The 15738-nt window shown below is 46.3% G+C and carries 11 protein-coding genes; 10 read left to right on the forward strand and 1 reads right to left on the reverse strand.

Features of this window, described 5'->3' with window-relative positions:
• The first annotated feature begins 62 nt into the window (after positions 1 to 62).
• Together CLV59_RS02705 and CLV59_RS02710 are read left to right on the forward strand one after the other, a co-directional pair.
• Positions 63 to 1283 carry a PQQ-dependent sugar dehydrogenase gene (locus CLV59_RS02705; protein WP_170137632.1) on the forward strand — a complete coding sequence of 407 codons (1221 nt, stop codon included), beginning with the start codon at positions 63 to 65 and terminating at the stop codon, positions 1281 to 1283.
• A 180-nt stretch (positions 1284 to 1463) separates the two neighbouring features.
• On the forward strand, positions 1464 to 3581 hold the full coding sequence (locus CLV59_RS02710; RefSeq protein WP_111590457.1) for a carboxy terminal-processing peptidase: 2118 nt from the start codon (positions 1464 to 1466) through the stop codon (positions 3579 to 3581).
• A gap of 832 nt (positions 3582 to 4413) precedes the next feature.
• Here CLV59_RS02710 and CLV59_RS02715 read toward each other — a convergent pair.
• Positions 4414 to 6018 (reverse strand): S41 family peptidase, encoded by a 1605-nt coding sequence (locus CLV59_RS02715; protein WP_111590458.1) that lies wholly within the window; start codon positions 6016 to 6018, stop codon positions 4414 to 4416.
• A 158-nt stretch (positions 6019 to 6176) separates the two neighbouring features.
• Between CLV59_RS02715 and CLV59_RS02720 the strand changes: the two genes are divergently transcribed.
• From CLV59_RS02720 to CLV59_RS02755, 8 genes are all read left to right on the forward strand, one after another.
• Positions 6177 to 7028 carry an N-acetylglucosamine kinase gene (locus CLV59_RS02720; RefSeq protein ID WP_111590459.1) on the forward strand — a complete coding sequence of 284 codons (852 nt, stop codon included), beginning with the start codon at positions 6177 to 6179 and terminating at the stop codon, positions 7026 to 7028.
• Positions 7029 to 7050: 22 nt separating this feature from the next.
• Positions 7051 to 7869: an N-acetylmuramic acid 6-phosphate etherase gene (murQ, locus tag CLV59_RS02725; RefSeq protein ID WP_111590460.1), complete on the forward strand. Its 819-nt coding sequence runs from the start codon at positions 7051 to 7053 to the stop codon at positions 7867 to 7869.
• A gap of 31 nt (positions 7870 to 7900) precedes the next feature.
• Entirely contained in the window at positions 7901 to 8464 is a 564-nt protein-coding gene (locus tag CLV59_RS02730) for a hypothetical protein (protein WP_111590461.1), read from the forward strand.
• Positions 8465 to 8564: 100 nt separating this feature from the next.
• Complete coding sequence (locus CLV59_RS02735) at positions 8565 to 9251, forward strand: succinate dehydrogenase cytochrome b subunit (RefSeq protein WP_111590462.1); 687 nt, start codon at positions 8565 to 8567, stop codon at positions 9249 to 9251.
• 19 nt (positions 9252 to 9270) lie between these two features.
• Positions 9271 to 11244 (forward strand): fumarate reductase/succinate dehydrogenase flavoprotein subunit, encoded by a 1974-nt coding sequence (locus tag CLV59_RS02740; RefSeq protein ID WP_111590463.1) that lies wholly within the window; start codon positions 9271 to 9273, stop codon positions 11242 to 11244.
• Between the two features lie 62 nt (positions 11245 to 11306).
• Positions 11307 to 12071: a succinate dehydrogenase/fumarate reductase iron-sulfur subunit gene (locus CLV59_RS02745; protein ID WP_111590464.1), complete on the forward strand. Its 765-nt coding sequence runs from the start codon at positions 11307 to 11309 to the stop codon at positions 12069 to 12071.
• Positions 12072 to 12208: 137 nt separating this feature from the next.
• Positions 12209 to 13594: a Gfo/Idh/MocA family protein gene (locus CLV59_RS02750; RefSeq protein ID WP_111590465.1), complete on the forward strand. Its 1386-nt coding sequence runs from the start codon at positions 12209 to 12211 to the stop codon at positions 13592 to 13594.
• A 48-nt stretch (positions 13595 to 13642) separates the two neighbouring features.
• Complete coding sequence (locus CLV59_RS02755; protein WP_245950748.1) at positions 13643 to 15688, forward strand: S9 family peptidase; 2046 nt, start codon at positions 13643 to 13645, stop codon at positions 15686 to 15688.
• Positions 15689 to 15738: the final 50 nt, after the last annotated feature.

The raw sequence follows: 15738 nt of genomic DNA on the forward strand, positions 1-15738 counted from the left end.
TCAAATCTATGCGGATTATTCCTCCCATTGATTATTTTTATCCTGCTAAAATTCTGCATTCTATGAAAAGATACCGTTTTATCGGACTTATATTGCTGTCGGCACTAAATACCCTTACTTCCAGGGCCGGAGAACCCACTACCCCGGCGGAACCGCCTGCCAGAACAGTAAAGTTGGAATTGGTAACAGATCAGTTCATATCCCCGGTAAATATGGCAGTGCCGCATGATGGCAGTGGCAGATTATTCTTCTGCCAGAAAGAAGGTAAGGTTTGGGTGGTGCAGAACGGAAAGCTCCTGCCACAGCCATTTGCAGACGTTAGCGCAGAAATGGTGAAGATCAATGCCGCCTATGATGAACGAGGCCTGCTGGGCATGGCTTTTCATCCCCAGTTTAAGAAAAATCATAAACTGTATCTCTACTATAGTGCGCCTGTTCCCAATCCGGTAAAAGGCTTGAATCATAAGAGCAAACTGGTGGAATTCACCGTGTCTGCCAGCAACCCCAATGCCGTTGATCCCAATTCTGAACGGATACTGTTTGAACTGGATCAGCCGGAATCCAATCATAATGGCGGCCAGCTGGCCTTCGGCCCGGATGGCTACCTCTATGTAGGACTTGGAGATGGTGGTGGTGGTGGAGACAAACACGGTACCATCGGAAATGGCCAGGATCTGGGTACCTGGCTGGGGAAAATTCTTCGCATAGATGTAAATGGCAAACCTTATAAAGTACCTGCTGATAATCCTTTCGTAAAAACAACCGGCGCGAAACCGGAAATCTGGGCCTATGGCCTGCGTAACCCATGGCGCTTTTCATTCGACAGAGGAACTGGCAAACTTTTCGCAGGAGATGTAGGACAGAATTTGTATGAAGAAGTGGATATCATCAGCAAAGGAGGTAACTACGGCTGGCGCATCATGGAGGGTTTCCATGATTTCAACGTACCTCCGGGAACGAATAAACTGAAACTGATCCCACCCATCCATGAATATAACCATGATCTGGGTATCAGTATTACAGGCGGTTATGTATACAGAGGCAATGCTATACCATCACTGAAAGGGCTCTACGTATTTGGGGATTACAATGGGAAAGCATTTGTACTCGTTCCGAATGGCTCCCAGTGGACAAGGGCAGACCTGAAGTTTACCAATACTCCGGAAGATAACCTCCAAATCCTTAGCTGGGGCGAAGATGAGAAAGGGGAGCTGTATATGCTGACCAGCGCTTCTACACGTAATGGCTTCAAAGGAGCCATCTATAAACTGGTGAAGAATTAAGATAAAACGGGATCATTTTCAAAAGCAAACATTCCCGGTGCTTTTTTCGTTATCCAGAGTAAGGAGGACGGGCATTTCAGCCCGGCCAAATTTTTGTTAAAAAGGTAAATAATTCCATTTCTGACGGATGAAATTACTTTATATTTGATTTGACAATATTGTTGTTCAACTGAGTTACATATGAGACTGAAAGTGATAATCCCGGTAGTGCTGATCACCCTCTCTGTAGGGGTACTGGCCTTTACCAAAATGGGTCATTATGGCGATCCTCCAGGTCGTTATGAGATAATAATGAACCTGGTAGGCCAAATGCTGAAAGAGGGCCACTACCAACCGAAGACGATTGATGATGCCTTTTCCAAAGAAGCTTTTAATAAATACCTGCGTAGTCTGGATGCTGAGAAGAAATTCTTCCTGAAATCAGACATCAACTCCCTGATGCCATTGTCTACCCACATCGATGATGAACTGCAGGGCGCTCCTTTGGATTGCTTCCGTAATGTCAACGTAGTAATCAAACAACGCGTGGCAGAAGCAGCGGCCATCTACCCCAAAATTCTTGCAGAACCCTTCGATTTCACCAAGGATGAAAACGTAGTACTGGATGCAGACAAAATTGATTACCCGGCAGATGAAAACGCCCGGTATGAAGCTTGGCGCAAAGTCCTGAAATACCGCACCATGGAGAAATTAACCGATCTCCAGGAAATCCGCGATAAATCCAAGGAAGACAGCGTGAAAAATAAAACCGATCAACAACTGGAAGTCGAAGCCCGTACAAAGGTGAAACAACTGTATGATCGTTATTTCGAAAGACTGAAAAATCACCAGGACGATAACGACCGCTTCAGCCTCTATGTGAACGCGATCACTTCTACCATGGACCCACATACCGACTACTTCCCTCCTGATGAAAAACGTCAGTTTGAAGAACAAATGGCGGGTAAATTCTTTGGTATTGGCGCTGGCCTTAAAGAGGAAGATGGTAAAATAAAAGTCCTGAGTATCATTACAGGTAGCCCTAGCTGGAAAGAAGGGCACCTGAAAGCAAATGATGTGATTATGAAAGTTGCCCAGGGAGACAAAGAACCTGTGGATATCACGGGTTACCCTGTGGAAGATGCGGTGAAACTGATCCGCGGTACCAAAGGTACTACCGTAAAACTCACCGTGAAAAGCGTGGATGGTACCGTGAAGGTCATCACCATCGTTCGCGATGAAATCGTGCAGGAAGAAACCTTTGCTAAATCAGCAGTCATCAACGGTACACATAAAATTGGTTATATCTATCTGCCGGAATTCTATTCCGACTTCAACGACCGTAATGGCGCCCGTTGTGCGGATGATGTAGCGAAAGAAGTAGCCAAACTGAAAGCGGAGAAAGTAGAAGGTATTATCCTGGATCTGCGCTTCAACGGCGGCGGCTCTCTGCCTGAAGTAGTACAGATGGCTGGTTTGTTTGTACCGGAAGGCCCGATTGTACAGGTACGTTCCCGTGGCGGCGATGCCGTAGTATTGCGTGATCGCGATAAAAATGTACAGTACGATGGTCCGCTGGCGATCATGGTAAATGAATACAGTGCTTCTGCTTCTGAGATCCTGGCGGCTGCTATGCAGGATTACAAACGTGCAGTGATCATCGGTAGCAAACAGACCTTCGGTAAAGGTACCGTGCAGCGTCTGTTCTCTCTGGATGATTTCTATGCTGCCAAAGATGGTCAGAGTCTGGGTGCATTGAAACTCACCCAACAGAAATTCTATCGCGCTAATGGCGGTTCCACTCAGTTAAAAGGGGTGGCTTCAGACATCGTGCTGCCAGATCCTTATTATGAAGTATCTGAGCGTAAAGACAGCGATGCGCTGGCATGGGATGAAATTCCTAAGTCTAATTTTAATTACTGGTCTAATCCTGTAAATGTAGAACCATTGCAGAAGAACAGTGAGAAGAGAATGGCTGCCAGTCCTGCATTCAAACTGCTGAATGAAAATATCGCTACCCTGAAAAGGATGGAGAAACAGGAAAGCTATTCCCTGAACATGAATACTTACAAGGCAGAACAGAAAGTAAACACTGCTGCCCTGAAGAAATATGACAGCATCAATGAAAAGGTGAAGGAACTGAACATCACCTCCATGAAAGTGGATCTGGATAAAATTGGTAACGACTCCACTAAAGTGGCGCGTAATAAAGACTGGTTAAAGGCCAGAACCAAAGATATCTACCTGGATGAAGCGGTGAATGTGATGAATGACCTCATCGTTCAAAGCTTGCCTAAAATGCAGCGTAAAGCGCAATAATTAATTGACCATATTTAAATAGAAAGAGCGACCGCACCTGCGGTCGCTCTTTTTTTATTAGCCTTCGGCAGACACGTGTCTCTCCAAATTCATCTTGTACTCACACAATCGCATAATACCAACGCCGTAGTCTCCTTCGCAGTCACTATTTGTTAATCGTTTTACATTACCGCCGACGGCTCCCTCACCGTTAGGGCTGAACTGTCCAGCGTGCAATAGCCTTTCCTTACTTGCTAATCGTTTTGCATTACCGCCGTAGGCCCCCCGCGCCGTCAGGTGCGGAACAAAACAAAAAAAGTGAAACGATCGGCTTGCCGGTCGTTTCACTTTTTAAAACAATCAAAATATATACTACCTTCTCTCGATGGAGCTAGAAAATTACCTCCTTACTTGCTAATCGTTTTGCATTACCGCCGTAGGCCCCCCGCGCCGTCAGGCGCGGAACAAAACAAAAAAAGTGAAACGACCGGTTTGTCGGTCGTTTCACTTTTTAAAACAATCAAAATATATACTACCTTCTCTCGATGGAGCTAGAAAATTACCTCCTTACTTGCTAATCGTTTTGCATTACCGCCGTAGGCCCCCCGCGCCGTCAGGCGCGGAACAAAACAAAAAAAGTGAAACGACCGGTTTGTCGGTCGTTTCACTTTATTAAACGATCAAAATATATACTACCTTCTCTCGATGGAGCTAAAAAATTACCTCCCTACTTGCTAATCGTTTTGCATTATCGCCGTAGGCCCCCGCGCCGTCAGGCGCGGAACAAAACAAAAAAAGTGAAACGACCGGCTTGCCGGTCGTTTCACTTTTTTAAAACAATCAAAATAGATAATTAATTCTCTTTATCCAGCACTTCCAGTGCCTTCTTCACCACAGGGTCCGTAGCATTAATCGCTTCATAAAACCCTTGACTACGATACAGCTGTCTCGCCAGCAGCGCTTTAATCCGGGATTTAATCTCCGTCTCGTCTTTGGCGCTCAGCCTATCCATTCCAGGCACGCTGTCTTTCTTCGCATATTCTTTGAACTGATCAAAGAGAGCAGGTGTAGTCTGGAATTTATGGGTGAAATCTTCAGCATCTTTATACTGCGCAAACTCTTCTTTATGGGAAGTATAGTAATGGTATGCGAAATTGCTAAAGCTATTACGTGTATAGATCGCCATCAGCGTAGGAGAGAAGCGGGTAGTATCGAACGGAATGAAAATGTCCGGTGTAATACCGCCGCCGCCGTATACTTTTCTACCAGAAGCTGTCTGGTAAGGAACGGTATCTGTGATATGGATACTGTCTTTATTCACCAGTTCTCCGTGATTGAAGCGGTTAGTGATATCTTCATCGTAAGCATCGCGGCCGTTGGAGTATGATTTCTGGATGCTACGTCCGGAAGGAATATAGTAGCGGGCAACTGTCAGACGCAGTGCGCCACCGTTGTCCAGGTCATATTGTTCCTGCACCAGTCCTTTACCGAAGGTACGTCTGCCGATGATAGTACCTCTGTCCCAGTCCTGAATAGCACCGGCAAGGATTTCACTGGCGGAGGCAGAACCTTCATCTGTGAGGATGGTCAGTGCGCCTTTCTCAAACATACCCGGACGTTTGGTTTTGAAGTCGGTCCGAGGGAAATCTTTTCCTTTGGTGTATACGATCAGTTTTCCATCGCCCAGAAGTTCGTCTGCAATGCGGGTGGCAGCGTCCATAAAGCCGCCAGGGTTCTGTCTTACATCTATGATGAGTTTCTTCATGCCGGCTTTTGTCAGCTTGCGCATGGCTTCCAGGAACTCGTCATAAGTTTTGGCAGAGAATTTACTGATTTTGATATAACCTACTTCCGGCTGTATCATATAGCTGGCATCGATGCTATACAGTGGGATAAGTCCACGTTTGATTTTAGCAACGATCTGTTTATTGTTGCGCAGCAGGGTAGTGGCCACTTCAGAGCCAGAAGGACCGCGGAGCAGTTTACGGATTTTATCGGTGGTAATACCAACGCCGGCAACGATGGAATCATTGACTTTCAGGATCTTATCTCCGGTTTGCAGACCGGCTGCTTCAGAGGGGCCACCGCTGATCACTGATACAACATTCACTGTATCGGCAGTAATATTGAATTCCACGCCAATGCCTTCGAAGTTGCCTTCCAGATCTTCATTTACCGATTGGAGCTGAGAAGGTGGAATATATACAGAATGCGGGTCCAGATGTGCGAGAATGCCTTCTATGGCTTCCTGCTGGAGCGTTTCAGTATTGAGGGTGTCGACATATTTAGTTTTGATCAGGTCCAGTACTTCCTGTACAGGGCCTTTATCAGGTTTGGTAAAGAATACAGTGGTACCGCCTGTATTGGAGCCGGGCATTTTATGACCCAGGAACATTCCCAGTGCCAACACCACAGCCATTAAAAGAGGTAAAAAAACATTCAGCTTCCTGTTTGACATAATTTGATGATTATCCCGCGAATTTTATGACCAGTCTTGCAACCTAAACTTCAAGATCCCTATTTGTTTTTATGGAACGCTTTTGTTTAAATTGTGACAAAAATAGCAATAATCGGGTGCAAACCTTTACGAATCTTTAAATTGATAAATAAACGGACATGCCTGGAAAAATAAAGCTGATAGCTGATAGCGGATCTACCAAGGCCGAATGGGGCCTACTTGGGGCAGCGGCCCCCGGACCATACAAAACCCAGGGTATTAGTCCTTACTTTCAGACGGTAGAACAGATTGTCGAAATTTTTAGGCAGGAATTACTGCCTCAACTGCCAGCAGGGGTACAGATAGACGATATCTATTTTTATGGCACCGGTCTTTCCCAGGCAAAGAATGTAAGCGCCGTGACGGCGGCATTGAAAGCTGTATGGCCAGATACCAACATTGAAGTAGATCACGACCTGATGGGCGCTGCCAGGGCCTTATGCGGCCGCGGACCAGGTATTGCCAGTATCCTCGGTACCGGCTCCAATAGCTGTTACTATGACGGAAATGGTATTATTAAGAACAATCCTGGCCTGGGATATGTACTTGGAGATGAAGGAAGTGGTGCTTATCTTGGGAAAAAGGTATTGCAATATTATCTGTATAATACCTTTGATGAAGAATTGATGGCCCGATTTGACCAGAAATACAATACCAACAAGGATGAAATCCTGGAGAATGTATACCGTAAACCCCTGGCAAACCGTTACCTGGCTGGATTTGCAACATTTCTGTCGGAAAACCGCCAGCATTTTATGATTGAGAATATCCTGGAAGATGGACTGAATGACTTCTTCTTCAATCATATTTATAAATACCGCGAAAGCTGGACTACCTCCCTGCACTTTGTAGGCGGTGTAGCCTGGAATTTCCGCGATATCATCAAGGAACTATGCGATCTCTATGAACTGCCGATGGGCCGTATTCTTCGTACGCCTATGGAAGGTCTGATCGAATATCATCATTCATAATATTTCAAACCACGTATATAATATGGCATTCACAAAAGTTACCGAACAGGAATCTCACTACCACCACCTGGAAAAAATGAGCATACAGGAATTGCTGACAAATATTAATAAAGAGGATCAGACAGTTCCCCTGGCAGTGGCAAAGGCCATCCCTCAGATAGAGAAGCTGGTCGCGGTAATTGCAGATAAAATGCTGGCTGGTGGCCGATTGTTTTATATGGGCGCCGGTACCAGCGGACGACTCGGTATTGTTGATGCCTCTGAATGCCCGCCTACCTTTGGTGTGCCACATGGTCTCGTAATCGGAATTATTGCAGGGGGAGACGCAGCCATTCGCAAAGCAGTGGAATTCGCAGAAGATAACAGGGAACAAGGCTGGAAAGACCTCCAGGAATTCGGTATTACCGACAAAGATGTGGTGATAGGCATCGCTGCAAGCGGTACCACCCCATATGTAATAGGTGCGCTGGACAAATGCCGCAGTAATGGTATTACCACCGGTAGTATCAGCTGTAACCCAGAATCTCCTATCTCCGCTTCCGCAGATTTCCCGGTGGAAGTAGTAGTAGGCCCTGAATTTATCACCGGCAGTACCCGTATGAAAAGCGGTACCGCCCAGAAACTGGTTCTGAATATGATCTCCTCCGCTGTGATGATCCAGCTGGGAAGAGTAGAAGATAATAAAATGGTCAACATGCAACTCAGCAACGAAAAACTGGTAGACCGTGGCGTGAAAATGCTGATGCAACAACTTTCCCTGACGGATTATGAAGAGGCGCAACGCCTGCTCCTAAAGGCTGGCAGCGTTAAAAAAGCCGTGGAGGATTTTGAAAAAGCCTGATTTTAACCCACATTTGTTCCAATAACCTGCTATGCACGACATTGAGCCATATTACAACTGGCGCCATTTATATACGGCGGAGGAGGATGAACTTTCACCCTTCTATGGCCGCGAATACAGTGAATTTGAATACTCAAATACCGTATATAACTATTACGTACACCCTCAATGGGACGAATTCGGGTCCCGTAACCTGTACCTGAAAGTACTCTACGCCGATTACCAGTTTAATTTTGCCGTTATTGAACTCCTGGGTGAATGGAACGATACCCTGGATAATGATATAATGACCCTCAAACGAGAAGTCATTGATCTGATGGTCGCGGAGGGTATCAGGAAATTCATACTCATTGCAGAAAATGTCATGAACTTTCACTCCTCAGATGACAGTTATTACGAAGAGTGGTGGGATGACATTAAGGACGATGGTGGCTGGATTGTAATACTCAACATGCCTCCGCATACCCGCCAGGAATTCGAGAAAGCAAGATTATACAATTATGTGCATTTCCTGGAGGACGAAAAGTGGCGAACATATCAACCAATGCACTTGTTTAACATGATTGACAATGTCATGTTGAGACGGCTGGAATAAGGTTTACTGATAAATATCATTTGGTTTTAATTTTTCCTGTCCTAAATTTGCCCGACATTTCAACAACTTTTTTTATACTAGGAAGCTTAGATTTTTACTTATGAAGTGGTCACAGTTCTTTAATACCTCTATCGGTAAAAAGTTATTGGTAGGTGCTACCGGCTTGTTTCTCTGCAGTTTTGTGCTCGTACATCTGGTAGGGAACCTGCAACTGTTGTACAAAGACGGCGGTAAGGCGTTTAACAGCTACGCCCAATTTATGGGTCACAACAGCTTAATTCAATTTATTGCATGGGGACTGAAAATTGTGATCCTGTTGCATGCATTTATTGCAATCCAGCTCACACTCAAAAACAGAGCTGCCCGTCCGGTGAAATATGCCGTGAATCCGGGCAACCAGACTTCCTCTTGGTTCAGTCGCCAAATGGCGATCATGGGAAGTATCCTCTTTATCTTCATCGTACTGCACCTCTCTCAGTTATGGGGTAAATTCCACTACGGTGAAATGCCTACGCAGACTTATGAAGGCATTGCAGAACCGCTGAAAGATCTGTACACTGTAACTTATGATCTTTTCACCAATCCTTTAATGGTGCTCATCTATGTAATCTCTATGATTGCATTGTCTTTCCACCTGATCCACGGTTTTAAAAGTGCCTGCCAGACTTTCGGTCTGAATCATAGTAAATACAACGGAATCATCAATTTTATCGGTGTCTGGATTTTCGGTATCCTGATCCCAGTTGGCTTTGCTGCCATTCCCGTTATTATCTATTTAAATAAATAATTCTGAAAAGTTAGGATATATGTTGAACGCAAAAATTCCTGCAGGCCCATTAAATTCAAAATGGGAAGATTATAAAGGACATTGTAAGCTGGTAAACCCTGCCAATAAACGTAATCTGGAAATTATCGTTATTGGTACCGGTTTAGCTGGTGCTTCAGCAGCGGCTTCATTAGGTGAGTTAGGATATAAAGTTAAAGCATTCTGCTTTCAGGATAGCCCACGCCGCGCTCACAGTATTGCTGCCCAGGGTGGTATCAATGCTGCAAAAAACTACCAAAATGATGGTGACTCCGTTTACCGTCTCTTCTACGATACTGTTAAAGGTGGCGATTACCGCGCACGTGAAGCCAACGTTCATCGTCTGGCAGAAGTAAGTGGTAACATCATCGACCAATGCGTTGCGCAAGGTGTTCCTTTTGCGCGCGAATACGGCGGCCTGCTCTCCAACCGTTCTTTCGGTGGTACCCAGGTACAACGTACTTTCTATGCTGCGGGTCAAACCGGCCAACAGCTGCTGCTCGGCGCTTACTCCGCTCTGGAACGTCAGGTAGCTCTCGGTAACGTGACTATGTACAGCCGCCACGAAATGCTGGACATCGTGAAAATCGATGGTAAAGCACGCGGTATCATCGCACGTAACCTCATTACAGGTCAACTGGAACGCCACTTCGGCCACGCTGTGCTGATCTGCTCCGGTGGTTATGGTAACGTTTTCTTCCTCTCCACCAACGCAATGGGTTCTAACGTAACCGCTGCCTGGAAAGCTACCAAAAACGGCGCTTACTTCGCAAACCCTTGCTTCACACAGATCCACCCTACCTGTATCCCGGTTTCCGGCGATCACCAGTCCAAACTGACCCTCATGTCAGAATCACTGCGTAACGACGGTCGTATCTGGGTGCCTAAAAAACAAAACGATACCCGCAAAGCCAGCGATATCCCTGAAGAAGAAAGAGATTATTACCTGGAAAGAAGATACCCTGCATTCGGTAACCTCGTTCCTCGTGACGTGGCTTCCCGCGCTGCTAAAGAAAGATGCGATGCCGGTTATGGCGTAGGTACTTCCAAACAGGCAGTATTCCTGGACTTCGCAGCGGCAATTGAACGTTATGGCAACATCGAAGCCAACAAACGTCAAATGCACGGCGTATCCAAAGAAGAAATCATTAAACTGGGTAAAGAAGTAGTTGCTGAGAAATACGGTAACCTCTTCGATATGTACGCTAAAATCACTGGTGAAAATCCTTACGAAACACCAATGCGTATTTACCCTGCCGTTCACTATACAATGGGTGGCCTCTGGGTAGACTATGAACTGCAAACAACCGTTCCTGGGCTGTACTCCCTCGGTGAAGCTAACTTCTCTGACCACGGTGCAAACCGTCTCGGTGCTTCCGCACTGATGCAAGGTCTGGCAGATGGTTACTTCGTAATCCCTTACACTATCGGTAACTACCTCGCTGACGAAATCCGCGTAAAAGCAATTTCTCTCGATCACCCTGCCTTCGCTGATGCAGAAAGCAAAGTACGCGATACCATCGCTAAACTGATGAGCATCAAAGGTTCCAAATCCGTTGACCACTTCCACAAAAAGCTGGGTAAAATCATGTGGGATAAATGCGGTATGGCCCGTAACGAACAAGGTCTGAAAGAAGCAATCGAAGAAATCAGAGCCCTGCGCGCTGAATTCTGGAAAGATGTACGTATCCCTGGCGATGAAAATGAATTCAACCCTGAACTCGAAAAAGCTGGCCGCGTGGCTGACTTCCTCGAACTGGGCGAACTGATGTGCCAGGATGCGCTCAACCGTCGCGAATCTTGCGGTGGCCACTTCCGTGAAGAATCTCAAACGGATGATGGTGAAGCAAAACGCGATGACGAAAACTTCAGCTATGTAGCTGCTTGGGAATATAAAGGCCCTTCTGAATATGTACTGCATAAAGAAGACCTGGTATTCGAAGAAGTTAAACCTTCTCAACGTAGCTATAAATAAGGGTAACGGCCACATTACATACAATACGGCCACGATTAATAATCAAATAATTGTCCAAGCATATGGAACATTATAACATGAACCTCACATTAAAAGTGTGGAGGCAGAAAAACAGAAACGATCAGGGTAGATTTGAAACACTGCAGGCAAAAAATATTTCTTCTGAAATGTCTTTCCTGGAAATGTTCGACGTGGTGAATGAAGATCTGATCAACGACGGAAAAGAACCAATCGCATTTGACCATGACTGCCGCGAAGGTATCTGCGGTATGTGCTCCATGCACATCAACGGTCGCGCTCACGGCCCTTGGGACGGTACTACTACCTGCCAGCTGCACATGCGCGCTTTCAAAGACGGCGATACCATCACCGTTGAACCTTGGAGAGCAGGCGCTTTCCCTGTGGTGAAAGATCTGACCGTAGACCGTAGCGCTTTCGATCGTATCATCGAAGCAGGTGGTTATATCTCTGTAAATACCGGTAACGCCCAGGACGCTAACTGTCTGCCTATCGATAAACATAAAGCAGATCTGGCTTTCGCTGCTGCTGCTTGTATCGGTTGCGGCGCTTGCGTAGCTGCTTGTAAAAACTCTTCCGCAATGCTCTTCGTATCTGCGAAAGTTTCTCAACTGGCACTGTTACCACAAGGCGATCCTGAAAGAAAAACACGTGCCCTCAACATGGTGGCACAAATGGATAAAGAAGGTTTCGGTAGCTGCACCAACACTGGCGCCTGCGAAGCGGAATGTCCTAAAGAAATCTCTCTGACCAACATCGCGCGACTGAACCGTGAGTTCATCGGCGCTGGTTTGACTACAGAGAAATAGTCAGCTTTTACTAACTGATGCAATATTTAAAAGTCCTCTCCCTCGCGGAGAGGATTTTTTTTGCCCGCCACTCATCCTTCTAATAACGGCCTTCCGGGATTTTTTTACTATCATGTGTACCCACACACTGAAACCTTATGTCTGAACAATCTCGTAGAAAATTCATCAAACATCTCGGCAGTACCGCGGCCCTGCTGGGAGTTGGCCCACTGGCAGCCCTTGCCAAAGATCGCGAAACCATGGAACTACTGCAGCCCAATGCCCACGTGTCTTCCAATGATAAAATCAGACTCGCCTGCATCGGCATGGGAATCATGGGCTTTGGCGATGTTAATTGCGCCCTGAAAATTCCAGGCGTAGAACTAGTTGCAGCCGCTGACCTGTACGACGGCCATCTCACCCGGGTCAAAGAAGTTTATGGTAAACAAGTGTTTACTACCCGCGATTACCGCGAAATCCTCCACAGAAAAGACATTGATGCGGTCATCATTGCTACGCCTGATTTCTGGCATGATACCATGGCTATTGATGCCATGAATGCCGGTAAAGCAGTATACTGCGAAAAGCCTATGGTGCAACAGATCGAGGAAGGACACCAGGTAATTGCGACGCAACAGCGCACCAAAGCCATTTTCCAGGTAGGTAGTCAACGCGTGAGCAGCATTGTGCTTGCAGAAGCCCGGAAAAAATACCTGGCCGGCGAAATAGGCCAACTCAATATCGTGGAAGCCCGCATGGATCGCCATTCTGCACTCGGCGCCTGGCAATACTCCATTCCGCCGGATGCTTCCCCTAAAACAGTCGATTTCGATACCTACCTGAAGGATACCACCAAGATGCCCTACGATCCCAAACGCTTCTTCCGTTGGCGCAATTACAGAGCATATGGAACAGGTATTCCCGGCGATCTCTTTGTACACCTGATTTCCGGGTTACATTACATTACGGGTTCCCTGGGGCCGGAACGTGTATACGCTACCGGAAACCTCGTGCAGTGGAAAGATGGCAGAGACGTACCTGATGTGGTAGTGGCAATTTTCGATTATCCTGCTACCAGTACCCATCCTGCCTTCCAAATGACGCTCCGCGTGAATTTCGCAGATGGCGGCGGCGGTGGAGAAGTAACCCGCTTGATTGGTACGGAGGGCGTTATGGAACTGGGCGGTAATGAATTCAAAATTAAAAAACATAAACTGCCGCAAGCTCCCGGCTATGGCGGATGGGATACATTCAATACTTTCCCCGAAGCCATACAACAGCAGTTTGTTAAGGAGTATCAACGCCAGTACGGCACTGCGGCCGAAGCTACTGAGCTAAGCACTTCCGGCTATACGGCCCCAGTCGGCTATGACGACCGACTGGAACATTTCCATAACTTCTTTGAATCGGTACGCACAGGCAAACCAGTAGTAGAAGACGCTACTTTCGGCCTCCGTGCTGCAGGTCCGGCTTTACTTTCAAACGAAAGTTATTTCAGCAAACAACTTATTCATTGGGACCCGGTAGCCATGAAAATCGTATAGGTTTATTTTCCTTAATTTTATCTGCATTCAAAACAATGCAAGATGAGCATGGAAAATATTACCCCGCCGTCCGCAGAGAAAATCGCCAAAGAACTCTCTATTCACGGACATACCCGACAAGATGACTATTATTGGCTAAATGATCGCGAAAATCAACAGGTAATCGATTACCTGAATGCCGAAAATACTTACCTGGAAGCTGTTCTCGCTCCTCAGAAAGAGTTGCGTGAACAGCTTTTCCATGAAATGAAAGGCCGTATTAAAGAAACAGATATGGGCGTTCCCTATCTGAAGAATGGCTACTACTATTATACCCGCTACGAAGAAGGACGGGAATATCCCATCTATTGCCGCAAAAAAGATCACCTGGATAACCCGGAAGAAATCATTCTGGATGTGAATATCCTCGCTGAAGGACATAGCTATTGCCAGGTGAGCGGACTCACTATCAGTCCGGATGCACAACTGCTGGCTTATGGAATAGACACGGTTAGCCGCCGTAAATATACCCTGCGCATAAAAAATCTGAGTACCGGAGAACTGCTGCCAGACAGCATTACAGATACAACTCCTTCTTATACCTGGGCGGCGGACAATCTAACGTTGTTCTATACACGAAAAGATCCCGTTACACTGCGAGCCGACCGCGTGATGCGACATCTACTGGGCAGCGAAGCCGAAACTGATACCGAAGTATATGTAGAAGCAGATGAAACCTTTGATGTTGGCGTTCACAAGACCAAGTCTGGGAAATATATCCTTATCACCAGCGAGAGCACGTTGACTTCAGAAATTCGCTATATCCCTTCCAATACGCCTGCTGCCGAGTTTACAGTATTTCAGCCGCGTACCCGGGAAATGCTTTACCATGTAGATCATCGGGATGATAAGTTTTATGTACTGACCAACTGGGATGCATTGAATTTTAAACTGATGGAATGTCCGCTGGATCAGACTTCCAGGGAACACTGGCAGGAATTGATTCCGCATCGCAGCGATGTATTACTCGAAGAGCTTTCCCTCTTCCAGGATTATATGGCATTGGGTGAGCGCAAAAATGGTCTTACGCAAATACGTGTCATACACTTCAAAACGGGCAGGGAGCAGTATATCCAATTCTCTGAAGCGGCTTATTCGGCTTATATCAGCAACAATCCGGAGATGGACAGCCACCTGCTTCGCTATGGCTATGTATCCATGATTACGCCAGGTTCTGTGTATGATTATAATATGCAGACAGAAGAATCTGTATTGAAGCGTCAACAGGAAGTCCTGGGTGGATATGACCAATCGCAGTATGTATCAGAGCGATTAATGGCAGTAGCCACCGATGGTACAACGGTACCTGTTTCTATCGTGTATCGTAAGGGATTTACGAGAGATGGAAGTCGCCCGCTATTGCTTTATGCATACGGATCTTACGGCCATAGCATGGATGTCTATTTCAGTAGTGCTACCCTCAGTTTACTGGATCGTGGCTTTGCTTATGCGATTGCTCACATCCGGGGAGGGCAGGAGATGGGACGTCAGTGGTATGAAGACGGAAAGATGTTTAAGAAGAAAAATACCTTTACTGATTTCATTGACTGTGCTGATTTCCTGGTGAAAGAAAAGTATACTTCTGCGGCGCATTTGTATGCCATGGGAGGCAGTGCCGGCGGCTTGTTGATGGGCGCAGTGATCAATATGCGTCCTGAGTTGTGGAATGGTGTGGTAGCGCAGGTGCCATTTGTAGATGTGGTCACTACGATGCTGGATGAAAGCATTCCGCTTACTACCGGAGAGTTTGATGAATGGGGGAATCCTAAAAACAAGGATGCCTATGATTATATGCTGTCTTATTCTCCCTATGATAATGTTCGTAGTACTGACTATCCGAATCTGTTGGTGACAACAGGACTGCATGATTCGCAGGTACAATATTGGGAGCCGGCAAAATGGGTCGCGAAGTTGAGAGAACTGAAAACCGATCGCCATTTATTGTTATTGCATACAAATATGGAAACGGGGCATGGAGGGGCTTCTGGCCGATTTGAAATGCTGAAAGATAAGGCATTGGAGTTCGCATTTCTGCTGAAATTGGAGGGCTACTAATCTCTAACAGATTCCTGCCTGCCGCAGAGATCAATATAAAAATAAAGGCC

The sequence above is a fragment of the Chitinophaga dinghuensis genome (genome assembly GCF_003259435.1).
Classification (GTDB): Bacteria; Bacteroidota; Bacteroidia; order Chitinophagales; family Chitinophagaceae; genus Chitinophaga; species Chitinophaga dinghuensis.